Origin of the sequence: Roseimarinus sediminis (genome assembly GCF_050433125.1) — a bacterium.
Taxonomy (GTDB): Bacteria; Bacteroidota; Bacteroidia; order Bacteroidales; family Prolixibacteraceae; genus Roseimarinus; species Roseimarinus sediminis.
In genome coordinates, this window is the sequence record NZ_JBNPXV010000001.1 from 346,821 (window position 1) to 367,166 (window position 20,346).

The window sequence follows — 20,346 nt, forward strand, 5'->3', positions numbered from 1 at the left end:
ATAATGTAAAAAGGACTGCCTCCGGGCGGTCCTTTTTTCATTGATTGAATCAAACAGGTTTTCTGCTTAAATTAAATCTGCTTTTTCCGGGAAGGGGTTGTTTTGTTTCATAAAGGGTGAATTATGATTCTGTGATACAAATATTTAATTTTTTAATAAGCAATTCAGAAGAGCATCACTAATATTGTTTGTATTAAAGCATTGTAGCGGGGTGATCTTGTGCCAAAGGGAAAAGCGACTAAAACTAAATTTTAATTAAACCAGGGCACTTTTAGCCTGTCATAATGCTTGGAGAAAATCTAAGCAGACAATGTAGAAGCGAAACAAGCACAGATACTGGCTGGTTGTGGAAGACTGGTCAGCTGAAAGAATTGTTTTCATATATTCTATCTGAAATTTTAAACTAATAATATGAAATTATCTGTTATTACAATCTTGTTACTTTTTGTCTTTACGGGGACAAAAGCAAACCAGGGACTGCATCAACTGTTAACCAACGTACCTAACCGTACGACTGTTTCCCTGAATGGCCACTGGGATTACATCGTCGATCCGTATGAAACGGGCTATTACGATTATCGCTTAAACCCAAGCCGCTGGGGCTTTTTTCGCGACGATGTGGCAGTTAAGGAAGGCGACCTTGTGGAATACAATTTCGAAGAGTCGCCCGATATGTATCTTCCTCACGACTGGAATACCGCCGACGAGCAACTGAAATACTACGAAGGAACCGTGTGGTTTCGCAAAGCTTTCAATTTCACTAAGAAAGATCAGAAACGTTATTTCCTCTATTTTGGAGCTGTTAATTACGAAGCCATTGTTTACCTCAATGGCGAATTGCTCGGACGCCACAAAGGCGGATTCACCCCCTTCAACTTTGAAGTAAGTGATAAAATGAAGGACGGCTTGAATAAGGTAATTGTTAAAGTAGACAACAAACGCCACCGCGACGAGGTGCCTACGGTCAATACCGACTGGTGGAACTACGGTGGAATTACACGCGATGTGATGATCATCGAAGAAGAATCGACCTTTATTGCCGACTATTCCATCTCGCTTGAAGGAACGAACCGGAAGCTGATCAGTGGCTGGGTAAAACTCGATGGGGAAGCCCGCCCCGAAATCAGCATCGAGCTTCCTGAGCTTAAAAAGAAACTGACGCTTCAAGCCAACGACGAGGGAATCGCCGCATTCAGTCTGAAAGCTGCACCCGAATTGTGGTCGCCCGAAAATCCGAAACTATACAAGCTGGTGCTTTCAACACCCGAAAGCAGCATGGAAGATGAAATCGCTTTCCGTACCATCGAAGCCAAAGGAAATCAGATTTTACTGAACGGTGAGCCGGTCTTTCTCCGTGGCATTTGTATGCACGAAGAAGCACCTTTCCGTCAGGGCCGCTTCAATACCCGCGAAGAGGCGCATACCCTTTTAAGCTGGGCCAAAGAAATGAACAGCAACTTTGTGCGTTTGGCGCACTACCCGCATAACGAACACATGGTACGCGAGGCCGAAAGAATGGGTTTCCTGGTGTGGAGCGAAATTCCGGTTTACTGGACCATTAGTTTCGATAACGAGGAGACACTGCAAAATGCCAAAAACCAGCTCAACGAAATGATTACCCGCGACCGCAACCGGGGTTCGGTAATTATCTGGTCGCTGGCCAACGAAACACCGCACAGCGACATACGTAACCAGTTTCTCACCAAAATGGTCGACCATGCACGTTCGCTCGACAATAGCCGGCTCATCAGCATGGCCATGGAAAAACAATACCGCGATAACTTTACTCCCGTAATCGACGATCCTTTGATGGGCATTGTCGACGTGGTGAGCTTTAACAGTTACATTGGATGGTACGACGGAACACCCGAAAAGTGTTCGCGCATGAACTGGATACTTCCCGACGACAAGCCGGTGGTGATCAGTGAATTTGGCGGAGGTGCACTGCAGGGCCACCATGGTAAACCTACCCAGCGCTGGACCGAAGAGTACCAGGAAGAACTCTACCGTCAGAGCGTGGGCATGTTCGACAAGATGGAACTGGCAGGAACTGCACCATGGATCATGATGGACTTTCTCTCTCCACGCCGTTTGCTGCCCGGAATTCAGGATGGATTCAACCGCAAGGGACTTGTATCGAACATGGGCGTTAAGAAAAAAGCATTTTTCATAATGCGCGACTGGTACGAACAGAAAAAATAAGACCGAACGCACAACACGTGCTGAAAAAACAAGCCGGCGACGCAGCGATCTCAGCGATTCGCCGGCTGTTATGCAAAACATAAAGAACAGAAAATAATGAGTTTAATTTTTAGAACCCTCCTGATGGTTTTGCTCTTTAGCGGAGTAACAAGTCAGGGTGCAGCAAAAAGAAAATCGCTTCCCGAAGCCGACGAAGTAAAAGCATTAATTGTAAAGGTGAACGATTACTGGCAGGAACAACATCCTCAACACGGCAGGGCATTCTGGGACAATGCCGCTTACCACACCGGTAACATGGCTGCCTACGAAATTACCCAACTTGAACGTTATCGTGCCTATTCCGAAGCCTGGGCCATTCACAACGAGTGGAAAGGAGCCAAATCGGATCAACGCGAAAACTGGAAATACCATTATGGTGAATCGCACGACTTTGTGCTTTTTGGCGACTGGCAGATTTGTTTTCAAACCTACATCGACCTGTTTGAGCTCGATGCCGAAAAAGATTCTTCAAAAATTGCCCGCGCCATCGAGGTGATGGAGTACCAGATGAGCACCCCCAACAACGACTACTGGTGGTGGGCCGACGGGCTTTACATGGTAATGCCTGTTATGACCAAGCTTTACAATGTTACCGGCAACGAGCTGTATCTCGATAAGCTGTACGAATATTTTTCATTTGCCAAAAGCATTATGTACGACGAGGAGACCGGCCTTTTTTACCGCGATGCCAAATATGTGTATCCAAAGCACAAAAGCCTTAACGGAAAGAAAGATTTCTGGGCACGCGGCGACGGATGGGTCTTTGCCGGACTGGCCAAAATATTGCAGGATTTACCGGCCGATTATCGCCACCGCGACGAGTTGGTCGATACCTACCTGAAAATGGCCGAATCGCTTAAGCAAAGCCAGCAGCCCGAAGGCTACTGGACGCGCAGCATCCTCGATCCCGAGCATGCCCCGGGTCCCGAAACCAGCGGTACTGCTTTTTATACCTATGGCTACCTTTGGGGCATTAACAATGGTTTACTCAAAAGCCGCAAGTACCTGCCCGTGGTTCAAAAATCGTGGGATTATCTTACCGGCACAGCCATTGCCGCCAACGGAAAGGTGGGTTATGTGCAGCCCATTGGCGAGCGCGCCATTCCCGGTCAGGTGGTCAATGCAGAATCGACTTCTAACTTTGGTGTTGGCGCCGTTTTGCTGGCCGCTTCCGAAATGTACAAACTGCTGGGTGGCCAATAAGCCCGACTCAAAATATAGCGAAAGGTAACACCTGTGCCCCGAGGCGCCCGTGTTACCTTTTTTTTATTGATATGGGCGGCCGGGCGGCCTGCGGCTCCAAAAAGCAGGGGCAGCAACCGGCCTTCACACCCGCGGGCGGGAGCTCCTCCGTCGCTCCGCCCGCGGGGTTCAGTCACGGCTGCCACCCCTGCTTGTTTTCCGCCTCCGTCCTGCCGCAGCATGCCGGCATCGAACGCCGAAACAACAATCAGAGCATTCGCCCACTCCCTTCACTATTTTTTGAGCGGGAGTGCATTCCTGCTCCATTGATGAATTTCATTATTTGGCAAATCATAATCGCGAAGGGGCTTAAAAAAGAAAAAGCCCAACATTTCCACCTTATTCTTTTTCGGGCACACACAGTATCCGGTGCATCTCCGTTTTTCCCCTGCCAAGGGTCTCAATAAAGTAAGTGCCCCTTTTCAGTGGAAGTTGTATTGGATTGATGTAAGCGGCTTTTTGTCGGTGCAACAGTCGGCCGTTCACATCGTATACCGCGATGCTTCCGGGCAGCTCATCAAATACGACGGTAAAGCTGCCACTGTTTTGTGTGGGATACACCTGAACTTTGTTTTGTAAATCATTCTGATGGCCGGTTTTTCTGGTGATGTTCACCGTATAGCTCATAGTGCTGCTTCCATCTTCGGCTGTTACTTTTATGGTAGCTAATGTACTGCTGTCTTCCAGCGTTACATATCCGGCGCCACTTACTGTGGCATTTTCATCTTCGGCAAGTGCTGTAATCAACACCTGTTCAGTTCCCGCTTCAACATAAAGGGTATACGAATATTGTTCGGGGTCGAAAGCGGGTTCCAAGCGACCTGGTTCAGCACTCAGAGTCGACAAACGCGCATTGTCCGATGCCTCCCTTAAAAATTCTGCGGCCCGTTCCTGAATCATCGCGTCGGGCATCATTCCGTTATAAATGTTGAACTCGTGAATCGAACCCTTCCAGGTAGGATCACTGGTGTAGCCTCCTTTGCACAACAGGGCCATGCTGGTTCCTAGTTCCGAAATGGCATTGTGGGCGGCCAGTTGGCTTTCACCCGCCTTCTGGCCGTCGATGTACCAGGTAATTATATCAGCGCTGAGGTGGGCACTTACATGGTGTTTTTTCCCGTCGTCGATACGGGGCGCATCCACTGTTGTTTCAGCGCTCCAGGGCGATGAGGTGTTGCCGCATGAAATGGCTGCACGACTTTTCCCTCCGTTCGAAAGGGTGGTGAAAAAATAGTTGCTTCCATACGAGCCACTCTGGTCGCCAAAATAGCTCAACATGGTATTGCCCCCGTTGCTTCCATTTCCTGCACTTACAAAGGCTTCAACGGTCAGCTCGGTGTATTGGTCAATGGCTATGAGTGCTGCCGGCAATTCAATGTAGTCGTTTCCGCCAGGCGAGGTCGAATAAATACCTTCGCTGATGCTTCCTCCATGCAGTGTGGCATGGGCTCCGCCAACATGATCATTGGCAGTTCCGTCATCAAAAGTATAGGAGTGCTTTAAAGCAAATACGGGACTTGTTATTTTAACATTGTATGTTTTTGTTGTCGTTCCATCGGCGGCAGTTACTATGATACTGGCACTTCCTTTTCCTCCGCTGAGGCTGATGTTTTCATGTCCTTCAACACTGGCAAACGGACTTGATGTCACTGCCTCGAACTGAACGGTTTCGCTTCCACTGGGAACTTCGAGCTGGTAAGAACTGATACTGGGATCGAAAGCAGGTGTTAGTTTTCCACGGTCGCTGCTTAGTGAAGCCAATAAAGCATTGTTCGAGGCAAGGGTGATGTAAGAAACCTTGTATTCTTTTTGTGCATATTCGTTTTCCGCCTTTACAAGCAGGGAAAAGCTTCCGCTTCCATTCGATACATCGATGGTACCGGCTCCTTCAACCGTGGCGTTCGGGTCGCTGGTCAGCGCTGTAATTTCAATACTTGCACTGTTGCCAGGCAAAAGCAGGGTGTAGTTTCCCAGCGATGGTGAAAAAGCTGGTGAAAGCACACCTTCGGATGCACTCAGTGCTGACAGGCTTGCATTGGCCGATCGCTTCATGCGCGGGGTGATCGCTTCGTACAGGGCATGTGCAGGAACCAATTCACGGGCCTGGCTTTCGGACGACCATTCCAGCCGAGTCAGTATTTTGCTTCCATAGCTGCCTTCCCACCTGATCCGGTATTTGTGCGAAGGTTGAAGCTCAAGCAGGCTAATGTATTCCTGCGCCTCACTATTTGCTTCCGTTTCAAGAACTTTGACTTCGTTGATCCACAGGGCTCCGGCTCCTGTAGTTGTCAGATGCAGGATATAAGCTTCGGCATAACTTGTTTCGAGAATTCCCTCAAATTGTACAAAAGCTGAATCACCGGGAATGCTTATTTCATTTTCATTGAGCAGGATGGTGGCCGTGCTGTCACTCAGCAACTGCCCGCCTTTCTTGTCAAATATTTTGATATTAAGGCCTTTGCCGGCTCCCTTGCTTTTCTTTTCAAGCAGGTAATTGGGTACGATGATTTTGCCGTCGTTGTCGCTGTGGGCAAAAACAAACGAAAGTACATTTTCATTCAGCAGGGCTTCACGGTCAATCAGGCCTTCGTTCATGGCAGCGTTGCTTTCCGAGAGGTCGAATTCAATCCAGTTTTGCCACTGATCGGCCGCAGCGGCAAAGTAAATCCGGTAATTGGGTGCGACCACGAAGAGGTTGTTGTTTTCGTCTACCGCAATTTCGCTGCGATTGCGGGTCGAGGGGCCAATTTCATCGTTGTGCCATTCGCCCGAATCATCGCGATAAATGTGACGCAATTTACCATTCACGATGCGGGAATTCCAGAAGCCGGTATTGGCTACCCCTTCGTCGATGTACGATTGTAGAATATGAATGCCCCCGTTATTGTCAACTGCCTGCGACTCCTGATTGATGAGACCGCGGTTGGTACCCACATCCCAAACTTTTAATCCTTCGGAGTGCATGCCCATGGGACTTGTTCCGGCCGTTCCTGCCTGGATGCCATCGGCATTGTACCAGGTGCGTCCATCGTCGTCGCTGTAGGCATAGTACACATCGTGATTGGTTTGTGCATCGGGCGTTTGGCGCCAAACCCACGAAACATGCAAGCGGCCGTTGGGATCGTAATTGAGCCCGTTGATGTAGGCATTTTCGCCCACATTGGTACCGTTCAGGTATTCGCCTACATAGCTCCATTGGCCGTTCGAGGCCGTATAGTCCCAAAGAAAATCATCGCCGTCGCCACTCCATCCCAAACGACATTCGAAAAGCAGATCGCCGTCGGGCTTCTGAATGAAACGCGGATAGGTTACATTGTCGACCACCTTTCCTTCGACCAGGTAGTTGAGGCGCTGACCAAAGGAGGCACTGCTCCATTCCATCGAGTCGGGCTGGTTGGCTAGGCCTGTAAGCGATTTACGGTAATGCAGCGGATCGTTGTGATGATCGAAGGCCAGGTGAATGCTTCCGTCGTTTTCGCAAATGCCCATCGAAATAGTATAGTGATTGTCTCTAACGCGCGTTGGAGAAACGGTGTAATCGGTGAAAGCAATCTCTTCCCATGAGCCAACAGGTAATTTTTTCCGGGCAATGCAAACCTGCGAAACCTGATTCCAATAACTAACATACTGATAGCCATTGTAGGTGGTAATGGCATTCTGCTGAAAAGATGCAAAATTGGCACCTTCGACCGAAGTGGATGCTGAGTTGCTAAGGGTTTCAACAGGAAGCTTTTGATGGGCGATGTACTGCGATGGATTCTCTTCCATCTCGTTAAAAAGCGATGATTGAACATAAGTACCACCATGGATGATCCCGTGCTGTGTTCCGCTCAGATCGCTTACTTTTTCGTCGGCTGCATCGTCGAAATTCCAGTAGGCAAGCAAGCCTTCTTCTTCTCCGCTAAGTACTTCTTTTTTTGCGTTTTCAAGTTCTGTCGCCTTTCTTTCGGTATTCCAAACACGCACTTCGTCGATTTCGCCCTTGAAGCTGCGCCCGGGAAGGGCACTGTCCCAGCCCAGATAAAGCTTACCGGCTGAGAAATCGTAGGCCGAATAAGTGCCTTGTTCAGTGTAGGCTTTCCCATCGACATACAAAGTACGGCTGGTGCTGGTGAGCACTACAGCAAGGTGGTGCCATACTCCGGCACTGAGTGCCTCCGAAAGCAAACCATAATCGTCGGCACTGTTGGTCATGAAGCGCAGTTTGCCTGCTCCCTGCCAGCCCGAGCTGTATTGTATCCCCGAATTTCCGCTTCCCCTGTGATAGAAAATTCCGGCATTATCGGCCTGATTTCCCTCTGGTTTAATCCAAATTTCGATGGTGTAGGGAAGACTGTTAAGCGGAAGCCCCGTAAGCTCAATATTTGAAAGGGCGCCATCGCTTCCACCCGGCAGACTCATGGCATAATTGGACGTTTCACCGGGCAGGTCGCCTGGCATATCTTGCTGTCCATTTGCATCCCGGAATGGCAGACTTACTAAGATGAATATTAAAATGAGACTGGTGAAAATGGTTTTGTTGTTTGTCATGTGATTCAATATAGAAGAAGCTGAACCGTGCCCGAACTTCTGTTTTGATAATGGAGCATAAAAATACAGGCTCGTATGATGGAGTTGGGCTACGTTTTCTAAAAACGCTGTCAGATATTCGATATTGAGAGCGTTATTAGAATTGCGCTTCAAATTGTGCCTGTAAAATGAAAGGGCTGTCGCTTACGCAACAACCCTTTTCTAACTACTTCCTATTCTCTGATCTAACTTTCAACTCAAAAACTGATCATCTTTTATATTTCTCCGACTTTCTATTTCACCGGATCGATTCCTTTTAATGTGGGTTTTACCCGTCGGATCATGCCTTTGCTGTCGAATTCCATGCGGTCGATACACACTTCGCGGTGAAAGCCGGCCGAACGTCCCATGCTCATTCCTTTGGGACGGGTAAAGCGATGATAAACGATGTACCATTCATCCTTTCCGGGAATTTGAATCACCGAATTGTGGCCTGTGGCGTAAATTTCATTTTGATCATCCCTGGCAATCACCAGGTTGTTTTCAGGAATCACTTCAATGGTGTCGGGGCGCGATGAATAGCCATAGCGTACCCGGTAGTCGGCATCGCGGGTATCGTTTTCGGACCACATAAAGTAGTAGAGTCCGTTGCGGTAAAATACTTCGGCACCTTCACGGAAGGTCGATGGTGGTGTAATGATTTTAAGTGATTCCTCATCGAACGATACCATGTCGTCGTTCAGCAACACACAGGCCAGATAACCATTGCCCCAGTACAGGTAATAACGGTCGCTTACCGGATCGTGGAAAACATCAGGATCGATTTCCTGGCCACCTCGTACTCCTGCTGGTTTTGCTCCAACCAATGCCTTGCCGCTGTCAGTAAAGCGTCCGTATGGCTGATCGTTCACAGCAACTCCAATTTTCTGGGCGGCGGTGAAGTAGTAAAAATAGCGGTATGCTCCATCCATTTTTCGTTCGATGGCCGTGGGAGCCCAGGCATTTCGGTTGGCCCAGTCGACATCGGTGAGTAAATCAACAATCACTCCCTCGTCGGTCCAGTGAACCAGGTCGGGCGATGAAAAGGTTTTGAAATAAGTGCCGCTCCAGCCGTCGTAACCATCGCTGGTCGGATAGAGATAAAACTTTTTGTCTTTCTCCGAATAGATAATTTCAGGGTCGGCATAATAGCCGCTGAGTACCGGGTTGTGGTCGCTTACTGCCTCAACACTCCAGGTTTTGCTGCCCACTCCGTCGGCACTGAAAGTATAGGCGACAGGGCCGTTTGAAAAATCAACCGGACCAGCGGGCTTGATTTTTGCTCCGGGAAACGATAAAAGCTTCGGGTTGAACGATGTAAGATCGGTTCCGGCCTCTACGGGAAGGTAAACCGTAGCGTCCTTTTCACTGACCACCACATTGTTCTTTTTAACGGCTTCGGAAGCGCTACTGTGATAGCCAAGTTCTGAAACGCTGCCCCATTTTTGAACCAGGCGCTGTGCTTCGGCCCGGGTAATTGGAATTACGGTTCCATGACGGGGATGAAAATTCATTGAAATTTCGTTATCGATTACCCTGAAGTTTTCCAGATCGGTACTTTCGGTAAACTGATAGCGCCCGCTGGTGTACATGTCGTACATCAGGATGTAGGTGTCGGAGTTAATCATACGGAAAACGCCCGAGCCTTCGACCGGCGAATCGGTTTGATCGACGTAATGATCGATGAGCTGGTAGCCTTCGGTTAATTGATCCGAAACTGCTTTTTTAATGCCATTGCCACTGCCTTCGGTCTTGAAGAAAAGATGGTATTTTCCGTTCTTGAAAACAATGTCACCATCGATGCAGGCATTATTGGTCGGACTGTAGAGCAATTGTTTTGGAGCCGACTCAAATGCGGTAAAGTCGGAATTGGTGTAGGCATAATAAATGATGTCGATGCCCTTGGGCTCCTTCATCGAGAAATAGACCATGTATTTCCCACTGCTTTCATCATAAAAGGTTTGCGGAGCCCAAACCCGGTGAACCGTTGAGAACTCACTGTAAGTTTGAGGAAGGTCTATTTTACTGTGGGTCCAGTTGACCAGATTTTTTGATTTCAGCAATACCATGGCGGTGTTGCTCCATCCGCAGGTGGGAACATGCAGGTCGGTGACCACCATGTAGAAGTAGCCGTCGGGGCCTCTCAGGATGTGCGGATCGCGAACGCCACCGGTTGTACTGATGGCTTTCGAATCGATTATCGGCTTTCCGTCGTTCAGCGCCCTGTAATTGAAACCGTCGTTGCTTAAGGCAAAATGAATGGCTTCTTCATTGGGGCCGTTGCCGGTAAAGTAGGCAAAAAGGTAGGATGAAAATCCTTCATCCTGCGCTATTTGCAGGTCAAAGTGGCGAGTTCTTGACGCATTGCCCTTTTGTACAGTGGCTGTTAAGCGAACCGGTATTTTTCCTTCGGATGAAAACTGAAGAATTTTTCCTTCATCACTCAAAAAGTCGGGACGATCCGATTTCCAGCTAATCAGCGAGCCTTCAATCCCCATGACAGGCAAGTCGAGCTTACTGCGCAACTGATCGGTGTTGGCATTCAGCTTTATTTCGGCAGCATCGGTCTCAACAGCATCCCGATCTTCAGGAAGAGGCAGTACTTTTATTTTGAATTGTTTTTCAAGCTGTTCATCTCCTTTTGTAAGGAGGGCAGTAAGTTTTATTTTTTCGGTTTTTTCTCCAGTTGCCGGACGATTAACTTTTCCGTTGGAAGCAAGCACTTCGGGTTTCGACGAAGTCCAGCTTACTTTGATTCCGTTTGCTGCATCCACGGGAAGTTTCAAATGAGTACGTACCATTTCACTGCCAATTTGTAAGTGAGCAGCTGCTTCGCTGAGCTGTTCTGCAAACAGTGGTGCATTCAACTCATTGGCCAGCTTAACCAGGCCCGAAAGCTCATTGGCTTCAAGCGCTTTATTATAGATTCTGAAATCAGCGATCAGGGTATTTTGCAGGTAGCGGTCGCTGGCATAGCACGATTTTCCAAGATAATTGTGGGTGGTAGCGCCCAAATCGGAAGGCCGGGTATTGATCCGTCCTTTTTGAACCGGCACTCCGTCGATGCTGAGGGTTCCCTGAGTTCCTTTCAATGTAAAGCTTACAAGTTGCCACCTGCCTTTGGGAAGTGTTCTTTGTAAGCCAACGCCTTCTTCGTTCTGCCAGTTGGTTTTGCTGATGGCAAGGCGGGTGGTGCGGGCACCCAGAAACATGTTTCCTTTTGGAAAATCAGCGATGTTTTCGGCATTGGCAAAAGTGGCAATGAAGTTGCCGGCTGCATCCAGATTGGTCGACGGGTCGATGTATAAGAGAACCGAAAGGGTAAATTCGTTTAGCGAGGCGATTAGCTCACCGGTGCTGCTGCCCATATCGAGGTAGGCATTGTTCTGGCCCAGCTCAAGCAGCCGTTGTTTTCCGGCGTTTTTAATCAGTGCTCCGTTCATCAGGGTTCCGTGGTGCTCGTTTCCCGACATGTCGGGAACGGAAAAGGTACCGGGTTTAACTCCTGAAAAATTGTAATGCAGTTGCAAATTTCCGCTTGCATTTCCTGAGTGCGGCGTAAAAGCAAACAATGAAATGAGGATCATGAAAGTGATCGTATGCATGGCAATGGCAAGCACTAAAAATCTAAATCTGGTATTCGAACTCATTTTGGTCATATTTTAAAAACTTAAAAATACCACCATTGCCACGCTGTGACTAGCTGTAAAATGAAAGAAACTGTTACAAAATTCAAGCATTTAGCACATATTCGATCTGCTTTGAAACTTTTTCGATGCGGCAGATTGAAAGTGTGTAAATACTCAAACATTATTGCCTTTTAGTACCGAAGCGCAAAAAGGCCCTATGGAAGTGAAGAACTGAAATATCAGGGAGCCGAAATAAGCAAAGTCGCCATAACAGGCAGGTGATCGGAGATGAAAAATTGATCGCTGCGTCGGTCGTCGATATGTATTTGCGAAAGCACAGTAAGATTTTTTACCAGCACATAATCGATGCGTTCGCTTAACACCCGTGAAGGATCAAAGGCGTTGTAAGTTCCTTCGGGACCATAGGCTGTTTTTTGAGTACTCAGGCGTGAGTCATCAAAAGTACGGGTAAGCAGCGTCATTTGACCGCTTTCGGGAACTGAGTTGAAATCGCCCATTAAAACCACCGGATCGTTTTCGGCATTCAGTGAATCGATGATTTGAAGAAGGAGCCTGGCCGATTCTTTTTGGGCAATGTTTCCAAGGTGATCGAAGTGGGTGTTGAAGACCCAAAGCTTTTGTCCGCTTTGTTGGTGTTTGAAAAGCGCATAGGTACAAATGCGCGGGAAAGCAGCATCCCATCCTTTTTCAAAAGGCACCAGCCCTTCATTTAACCAAATGGTATTTTGTTTAATCAGGGCATAAGCGGTGCTGTCGTAAAACAGCGCACTGTATTCACCCTTTTGCTGTCCGTCGTCGCGCCCCACACCGGCAAAGGTATAGTTGGGAAGTTGTTCATCGATGAAGCTTAGCTGGTGGTTCAGTCCTTCCTGTATGCCAAATATTTCGGGTTGATAAAAACGAATGAGCTCACTTACTGCGGTCTTTCTTTTTTCCCATTGGTTCTCACCGTCATTGGTGCTTGCATATCGGATGTTGAAAGTCATCAGTCGGGTGAGGTATTCACTGCCGGCAGATGTTGCAGGGATTGAAAGCTGAAAAAACAGTAGAATTAGAAAGTAGCGCATGATTAATTTTTCAAAATTATAATTTAAGTGCATCGAGCCATTGTTCAAGCCGCTCGATGGCTTCAACCATCTTCCCACAGTGGGTTTTGATAAAAACTTCATCGACAATGGTGTCTTGTTTCATTGCCTCATCCAAAACGGTTTTCCCATCGAAATCGACATAGGCCATCCGGCTGGTAAGTTCTTCGGGCTGGCGACCAAAGTCGCTTCCCGGAAGGATGGCAATGCCACATTCGTTCAGCAGGGCTTCGCACAATTCGTAAGAAGTGAGAATTCCCTTTGCTTTCAGCTTTTCCCGATAATATTCAAAATTGACGAATAGATAGAATCCTCCTTTGGGGCTTGGCATGGTAAGCTGTTTGTTTCTCAGCCGGCCTGCCATGTAGTTGCCCAAAGCCTTGAGCACAGCGCGTGAATGAAGCAGGTAATGATCAATTTCGGGATGATCTTCAAAGGCAGTAATGGCGGCATGTTGAATGGGTGCACTGGTTGAGGTAAAGGTTTCACTGGCTACAATGGCCATGGCATCCTGAAGCCAGCGCAGGTTTTTGGGAAAGGTGAAGGTCCCCAGCCGCCAGCCACCGGCTCCGGCCCATTTGCTGAGTCCGCTGCTGATAATGGTACCTTCGGGATAATAACGGGCAAGCGACTCATGAGTGCCCGAGTGATCAATGAGTCCGTATATTTCGTCGGAAACAACAATCAGGTTGTATTTTCTGGCTACATCGGCCAGCTTTTTCAGGCGGGTTTTTGGATAGCTTGATCCGGTTGGGTTCGAAGGATAATTGAGTATGACCACCCTGGGACGATCGGGATCGCTGCGGCAAATCAGATCGAGCTTTTCGGGGCTCAGGCGCCAGTCGTTGTCTTCGCTGGTGGGAACCCAGGTCACATGTCTTCCGGCAATGCGTGCCTGGGGAGAATAGGAAACCCAGCTTGGCGTGGGAATGATGAGCTCGCCATAGTATACCAATTGTAAAATGAAGATGAGTTCTTTCGATCCGGGGCCAATCATGATGTCGTCGGCGGTGCATTGAATGCCCTGACGGCGGTAGTTAAAGCCGGCAATGGCCTCACGCAGGGGCTTAAGCCCCCTGACCGGCAGGTAATCTTTTTGATGGGCATTCTTTCGCAAGGCTTCCTGAACGATGTCGGGAACAGGAAATGGTGACTGCCCCAGTCCGAGCTTGTAAACCGTGTGCCCCTTTTGAATCAGCTCATTGCTGCGTTCGTTGATCATAAGAGTGGCCGAAGGGCTCAATCCCCTTACATTCAAATTCAGATTAACGTAATGATTGCTCTTTTTTACACGCGACATAGCCTATGGTTTTGTCGGTGTAATTTATAAAACTGAAAGTTGAAAAGAAGCAATTTTCACTGTTTTTTTTGAAAGATTACAGGTTCATTCCTGTTAACGATAGTGCATAAAGTGTTCGATCATTCGACCGATGGCCTCGTTGTTCCGGCTTGCATCCTTGTCTTCTGTTCGCCAAAGTGCTCCCATTTGCCTGTGCTGAAGAACCAGGTGCTGGATGAGATTTTTGGGAAAGACGGGATAGCTTTCGGTGTAAAGGTCTTCGTCGTGCAGCAACTGTTCGGCGGCTTCGAGGCACGAGGCAGGTAGCGGGGTGAGCGATGAGCGGGCAGCAGCCTGTTCAGGATCATTCAGGTTTTCGCTTACCAGGCAGGTCTTCATCCGCACCATGTATTCTTCGTCGTGCAGACCGTGGGTGGCGGCCACCAGAATGGCGGCAACAAAAAGATAAAGTGAAGCCGATGGATCAGCCCCGCGGTATTCGATCGACTGGTTGTAGATGAATTCCTGCTTGTGCCGATTTTTGTTTCGTTGCTGGCTCTGATCATTCAGTGCCTTCATGTTGATTTTTGGAATCCTGATGAGTGCCGAACGGTTCGATGGCCCCCAGCAAACCGAATGGGGTGCTCTTAACTGGTCATTTAGCCTGAGAAATGAAGTAGGAATGGTATTGGCAAAGGCTGTAATTGAACCGGCATGTTGAAGTATTCCGGAAATGGTATGCATGGCTGTTTTTCTGAATTCGCGTCCTTCACCCAAAATATTGATCCCGTCTTTTTCGAGAATCAAATGGATGTGCAGTCCGTTTCCCGGTTGATCGATTGCCACTTTGGGTGAAAATACGATGTCGACACCATGTTTTCTTCCAATCATGCGAAGTACCCATTTTGCGATGTGCAGCTGATCGATGGCTTCGCCCGGTGACGATGGCAGAAACTCGATTTCGTGTTGCTCGTAATGTCTGTTGTTCAATTTAAAGCTTCCGTGTTCGGCATGGGCAAAACGGATTTTACCTCCACAGCGGGCAATGGTTCTGATGGCTTCGACCCTGATGGCTTCAAATTTTGAAAAGGGAGCCGAACTCTGGTAATTGCTTTCATCACTCACATAACTGTGATCGATCTGGCTAACCACATAAAATTCGAGTTCGCCGAATATTTTAACATCGTAGGTACTTTCGGCGGTAAATAAATCAACAGCACGCTGAAGAATATTGGCGGGAGCCGATTCAAGTGGCTCTCCATCCCAGGTATGAAAGGAGCACAGCAGGTCGATGGTGGGAATTTCACTGAAGGGATTCAGAAAAGCCGTGTTGTAACGGGGTATGACATACAAATCGGGGTGATCGTTTTGCATATAGCTAAAAACGGCATGACCATTCACCCTTTCACCGTAACGAAGCAGGTTCTCAAGCTCCTCACGGCCGGTAACCACAAAGTTGAGCGTGTGCAGCTTTTCATCTTCAGCCACATAGCGGAGGTTGATCATTTCTATCTCCTTTTCAAAAACATAGTTAATGATGTCGTTGAGCGTAAACTCACTGGCTGTTTTTTGAATGTAGCGCTCAAGCAGGTTGGCTGTAAAATGAAAATCGGCCATAAGCTGTAGTTTGAATGAGGGTTATTTTTTTATCAGTGGAATCATAATGTAAAACGTACTTCCTTTTCCCACTTGTGTTTTAAACCAAATGCTGCCATTGAAATTTTCCACTATATTTTTTGTAATAGCCAGTCCCAAACCTGCACCACTTGTTTTGGTGGTAAAGTTGGGGACGAAAATATTTTCCTGAACGTCAGGTGGAATGCCTTTGCCATTGTCGCTGATCGATATGGTGGCATTTTGTTTCTGTACTTCGATATCGATGCTTATTTTACCTTCCTGGTTTTCAGGAATTGCCTGTATTGCATTTTTTATCAGGTTGAGGATGGCTCTCGAAAATTGCTCCTTGTCGGCATACACCATGAGTGTGTTGTGGCGCTCGAATGGGGTCAGCATTTCGACCTGCCCTGTGTAGTTGTAAAGTTTGATAATTTCACGCAGCCGCGAGGTGAGTTCAAAGCTTTCATTCCGGGCTTTGGGAATTTTAGCAAAGTTCGAAAATTCGGTTGCAATGGCCGACAGATTATCGATTTGTTCGATGAGCGTATCGGTTACTTTCTTCAGTTTTTCCTGGTAGTCATCGGTAAGAGACGGATTCGAACGTTGCAAAAACTGAATGTTCAGTTTCATCGGAGTAAGCGGATTTTTAATTTCGTGGGCAATTTGCTTGGCCATTTCGCGCCAGGCAGTTTCCCGCTCCGAGCGTGCCAGTAATTCAGCGCTTAGCGCCAGTTCTTCCACTTTGCTGTTGTACTCGGCCACCAGCAAACCAATTTCATCCTCCGAGTTGTATTCGATGCGCCGGGTTGTTTTTCCCAACTGGATGCCACGCAGGTTTTCCCTGATAAGTTTAAGCGGGTCGGTAATTCGTGTCGAAATGAAATAGGCAACCAAAATGCTGGCCAGCAGGAGAAAAACGTAAATGTTAATGAAAGCCAGAATAAAAGTGGTGATTTCCTGTCGAAACTCCCGCTCTTTGGTAAAATAGGGCAGATTGATGTAGCCAATATTTTTTCCGCTTCGATTGATAAAGGGCACATAAGCCGAAAGGTATTCCATTTCGGCAATGTGTTCCTTGTGCAAAAACCGGGTCGGCTGGTTCTTATTCAGCTGAAAAATGGCCGTGTTGTCCATTTGTGTCGAAATAAGTCCTTTCTCAAAGACTTCGGGGCGCGAAGTGGCAATCAGTGCTCCGTTGGTGTCGTAAACGTTGATGTCGGTCCAGAATACATCAGATATTCTTACCAAATCGTAAGAGAGATAGTCAATTAATTGTTCGTTGAAGCATTCGATCTCGCCCATGATCATGTCCATTTCAACCGATACCGAATTGATCTTGTCAATCAGGTCGTTCCGGTGATTGGCCCGGTACTGGGCAATGTTGTATAGTATGGTTCCACTGCCTACAAGCAAAAGTGCAACAAATACCACTCCGATAATGGCTGCCTGTATACGCATTCTTAGTGAACCGGAATAGGCCGTAAGATTCAAATAAGGACGTGATGCAAAACTGACAAGCAGTGCCAGCAGAAAAAGAAATACAAAAATATAGGGAAAGGAAATCAAATAGTCGTAAAAGCCCTGCTCGGGGCGGCTTACAATAATGTAGCTGTCTTCCCCGGTTTGATAAATGCAGTGTTGGTAGCCATCCCACGATGCAAAACTTAGTTCCTCTGCGGGAAGAGGGTAAGCCATGGGGGTTAGGGCGTATAAAAAATCCCCTCCGCGGTCAACCAGTTCACCCTTGTTGTATTTGGCAAACGAAAAACTTCCTCGAAGCCGGTTTTCAAAAGTATTTGATGGAAGTAAAAGTTCAGGAAAACCAATGCCTTCGGAAGTGAATTTTGAATTCAGTTCAATGTATAGCGTCACTTCCTTGCTTGCTTCTCCGAAACGATAGGCGCCAAAATAGGTGATGCGGCCGTTCATGTTATCGACAAACGAAAAACGGATGCCCGGGATCGACATGCCGTGTTCTTCAATCAGGTGGTCGAAGAAGGGATAGCAGGGCTGCATGATGTTTTCAGGTTGAATGACCACACTGTCGGCAGGTGCACAAATGGTAAACTGTAAATCGTATTCCCTGAAATAACCACCAAAATACCTTCTGAAAAGATAACTTTCGAGTTCGAGGTAGGGTGGAGTGAGATAGTTTTGAATCAGGGTATCCGATTTCAGTTGATGGTCGATGTCGCGCAGGAAGACTTCGGCTGTGGGGTCGTGTTCGGCCGACAGATTAACCACCATTAATTCCTGTACTTTGTTTTCGCGTTGTTCAACAAAGCGAAGCAGGTTGATTAAAGAAAAGAAAGTGAATATCAACGAAAATAAAACAATGAGCGAAAGCTGATGATTCACCACCTGTCGTTTGTTGATAAAAAAGCCGGTCAGCACAATGATCCAGTAAAACCAGCTGAGTCTGATGCTTTCGGGAGGCCGAATCAGGATGGTGAGCAAGGTGAAAACCAGCATCAGTACTGTCACCATGAGCAGCATTTCTCTTTGCGAGGTATTTTTGCGGAAAATCCTGGTTATTCGGTAGGCCAGAAAGAAAAAGGTCAGAAAAAGTAATCCGATGGATGAAAAACCCAGAAAACTGTAGATGCTGATTTCTTCAATCCGGTACAAGGCAAACGAAATACTGGAGTTGAGCAGCAGGGTATAAATCATATAGCGGATGAAGACAAACACAAGGGCCAGCTTTATCAGCCATGCTGCCAGTACAATGCTTCGTAAACTTTGTTTGTTCTTGATTTTTTCGGGCAGGTCGAAAGTCCGTGAAAAATTAATGGCCCAGAAAAACAAAAAAAGTGAGAAAAGCAGAAATTCACCCAGAGAACCCCAATAAGAAGAATAGGCGAAATGATCGGGCGAGAAGAGCCTGAGCAGATAAACCGATCGCGGAAGGTTGAACTGGTTGATGAGACTGTAAAAACCAAGCAGCGCCAACAGCAGGATGAGCAACTTCAGGCGCGCGTAGCGATGAAAGTAGTGGGTGTTGATCCGGTAAATCAATGTGAATAAAAGGAAAAGCGCCAGCAGGTAAAAGGCAGCCGGAACATAAAGGTCGCTGTAAATACAGGGTAGTAAACCCGATGGAGCGATCGAAAAAAGAAAGCTGTTGCTTTTGCTGTATATAGGGTATGAACTTTCGGTTTTATAAAAATGCACTTCAAAATCATCGGGTAGATGAAAGCCTTTGGCAAAGGTATTTTGAAGGTAATCGTTTTCTATTTTATAATTGTATTTAATGAGAATAAGACCATAAACCATCAGTTCGTTTTGTCTCAGCTTTTTCAACACATACCATCCGTTGGGCAACTGAACAAAACCTTCGCCTGCCAGCGTGATTTCATTTTTAAAAGCTACCACATGATCTGACCAATATACCAGTTCATCATTTTGAGTGATGAGCAGGCTTAACTCTTTGTGCTCAAAAAGTTCGTTGTATGACTTAAGCGTCTCAAATCGTTTTTCGAGCCGATCCGACTGAAGTGTGTCGAGCCTTTTGGCTGCACCGTTCATCAGCTCATCAAGCTGCTTTTCCTTTTCATGGAGGGTGCGGCTGAAACGTTTGATGTCCTGCTGTCTGATTCCACCGGTCATTACATACCTTTCGGAAAATATTCCAAGCAGGGTAAAAACAACAAGTAGCAATGCTGGCTTTCGCAAATAGCTGGTTAGTTTCATAGGCAACAGCTTTGTGGTGGCTTCATTTTGTTAGTTGTTCAATGTGGCTTTATTGATGATGATAAGGTTCTCCTTTGATGATGGTCATGGCACGATAAAGTTGCTCGGCAAATATCAATCTCACCATCTGGTGTGAAAAAGTCATTTTTGAAAGTGATAGTTTGCCTTGCGCTTTTTGTATCACTTCGTCGGAAAAACCATAAGGACCTCCAACAACAAAAACCATGCTGCGCGTTCCGGCAATCATTTTCTTTTCTATAAAGGATGCAAAACCAAGCGAATGATAACTTTTCCCGTTTTCATCGAGCAGGATGACCTGATCGGCGCCGGCAAGCTGCTCAATTATCAGGGTTCCTTCCTTTTGTTTTTGTTGTTGTTCCGACAGGTTTTTTGTGTTTTTCAAAGCAGGTATTACCTGAATATGAAAAGATAGATAGTGCTTTAATCTGTTTTGATATTCTTCAATTCCTTTACGAAGGTATTCTGCTTCGGTTTTACCAATAAGAAGTAAAGTGATTTTCACGTGTGTGCTATGTTTTATGTTGTTGATTATCTGTTGAATTCTGTTGCCGGGCTTAGTGCCCATTGTTGGGGCCTCGTGGAGCCTGCTTCCATCAATCGACAGATCCTTTCCTTTTAATTAGGTCTTGCCATGCCTGTTTTCTACTTTTGCCGCATCATCTCAGGATTCAAAACGGCTTGTAAATTCATTTTCCCATCGGGGACCGATCCTTTTGAATTCTGTTTGTTTTGATTCATCGGGTGAATTTACAAAATATTATTGCTTGCTTCCACCTGATTGTTTTATAGCAGAAATATCAGCTGATCCTGTTTGTAAATAAAAGGGATCTTACTGACAAGAAAAGCCTTATGAATTGCTTAAAGCTTATAATTTGCATGCTATTTGTAGATAGGGGAAACGAACTTAATTGGGATATTAAAAAAGGTTTTGGAATAAAATTTTAATTTTTAGCTAATTTAGCTGTAAATTCAG

Annotated in this window: 9 protein-coding genes; 2 read left to right on the plus strand and 7 right to left on the minus strand. The window is 46.8% G+C overall.

Annotated elements, in window-relative coordinates; genetic code table 11:
* Window positions 1–411: 411 nt before the first annotated feature.
* A complete protein-coding gene (locus FHS86_RS01410) occupies window positions 412–2,202 on the plus strand; it encodes a glycoside hydrolase family 2 protein (RefSeq protein ID WP_429410356.1) in 1,791 nt (596 codons plus the stop codon).
* Between the two features lie 96 nt (window positions 2,203–2,298).
* Window positions 2,299–3,444, plus strand: coding sequence for a glycoside hydrolase family 88/105 protein (locus tag FHS86_RS01415; RefSeq protein WP_429410357.1), 1,146 nt, complete (start codon window positions 2,299–2,301; stop codon window positions 3,442–3,444).
* A gap of 378 nt (window positions 3,445–3,822) precedes the next feature.
* On the opposite strand, the gene FHS86_RS01420 is transcribed toward FHS86_RS01415, so the two are convergent.
* The 7 genes from FHS86_RS01420 to rlmH form a co-directional block, all read right to left on the minus strand.
* The gene (locus tag FHS86_RS01420) at window positions 3,823–8,013 is read right to left on the minus strand and encodes a BNR-4 repeat-containing protein (RefSeq protein ID WP_429410359.1); all 4,191 of its coding nucleotides are present in this window, start codon (window positions 8,011–8,013) and stop codon (window positions 3,823–3,825) included.
* 272 nt (window positions 8,014–8,285) lie between these two features.
* On the minus strand, window positions 8,286–11,681 hold the full coding sequence (locus FHS86_RS01425) for a family 43 glycosylhydrolase (RefSeq protein WP_429410361.1): 3,396 nt from the start codon (window positions 11,679–11,681) through the stop codon (window positions 8,286–8,288).
* A gap of 218 nt (window positions 11,682–11,899) precedes the next feature.
* Window positions 11,900–12,748 carry an endonuclease/exonuclease/phosphatase family protein gene (locus tag FHS86_RS01430; RefSeq protein WP_429410363.1) on the minus strand — a complete coding sequence of 283 codons (849 nt, stop codon included), beginning with the start codon at window positions 12,746–12,748 and terminating at the stop codon, window positions 11,900–11,902.
* Window positions 12,749–12,764: 16 nt separating this feature from the next.
* Entirely contained in the window at window positions 12,765–14,066 is a 1,302-nt protein-coding gene (locus FHS86_RS01435; RefSeq protein WP_429410365.1) for a pyridoxal phosphate-dependent aminotransferase, read from the minus strand.
* A 93-nt stretch (window positions 14,067–14,159) separates the two neighbouring features.
* Window positions 14,160–15,662, minus strand: a complete 1,503-nt coding sequence (locus FHS86_RS01440; protein WP_429410367.1) for a type I glutamate--ammonia ligase — start codon at window positions 15,660–15,662, stop codon at window positions 14,160–14,162.
* A 21-nt stretch (window positions 15,663–15,683) separates the two neighbouring features.
* Window positions 15,684–19,352: a sensor histidine kinase gene (locus FHS86_RS01445; RefSeq protein WP_429410369.1), complete on the minus strand. Its 3,669-nt coding sequence runs from the start codon at window positions 19,350–19,352 to the stop codon at window positions 15,684–15,686.
* Between the two features lie 49 nt (window positions 19,353–19,401).
* Window positions 19,402–19,875, minus strand: coding sequence for a 23S rRNA (pseudouridine(1915)-N(3))-methyltransferase RlmH (gene rlmH / locus FHS86_RS01450; RefSeq protein ID WP_429410371.1), 474 nt, complete (start codon window positions 19,873–19,875; stop codon window positions 19,402–19,404).
* Between the last annotated feature and the right edge of the window lie 471 nt (window positions 19,876–20,346).

Coding starts and splice junctions, on each gene's coding strand:
- FHS86_RS01410 (WP_429410356.1), top strand. CDS start 412: ATGAAATTATCTGTTATTACAATCTTGTTACTTTTTGTCTTTACGGGG.
- FHS86_RS01415 (WP_429410357.1), top strand. CDS start 2,299: ATGAGTTTAATTTTTAGAACCCTCCTGATGGTTTTGCTCTTTAGCGGA.
- FHS86_RS01420 (WP_429410359.1), bottom strand. CDS start 8,013: ATGACAAACAACAAAACCATTTTCACCAGTCTCATTTTAATATTCATC.
- FHS86_RS01425 (WP_429410361.1), bottom strand. CDS start 11,681: ATGAGTTCGAATACCAGATTTAGATTTTTAGTGCTTGCCATTGCCATG.
- FHS86_RS01430 (WP_429410363.1), bottom strand. CDS start 12,748: ATGCGCTACTTTCTAATTCTACTGTTTTTTCAGCTTTCAATCCCTGCA.
- FHS86_RS01435 (WP_429410365.1), bottom strand. CDS start 14,066: ATGTCGCGTGTAAAAAAGAGCAATCATTACGTTAATCTGAATTTGAAT.
- FHS86_RS01440 (WP_429410367.1), bottom strand. CDS start 15,662: ATGGCCGATTTTCATTTTACAGCCAACCTGCTTGAGCGCTACATTCAA.
- FHS86_RS01445 (WP_429410369.1), bottom strand. CDS start 19,352: ATGAAACTAACCAGCTATTTGCGAAAGCCAGCATTGCTACTTGTTGTT.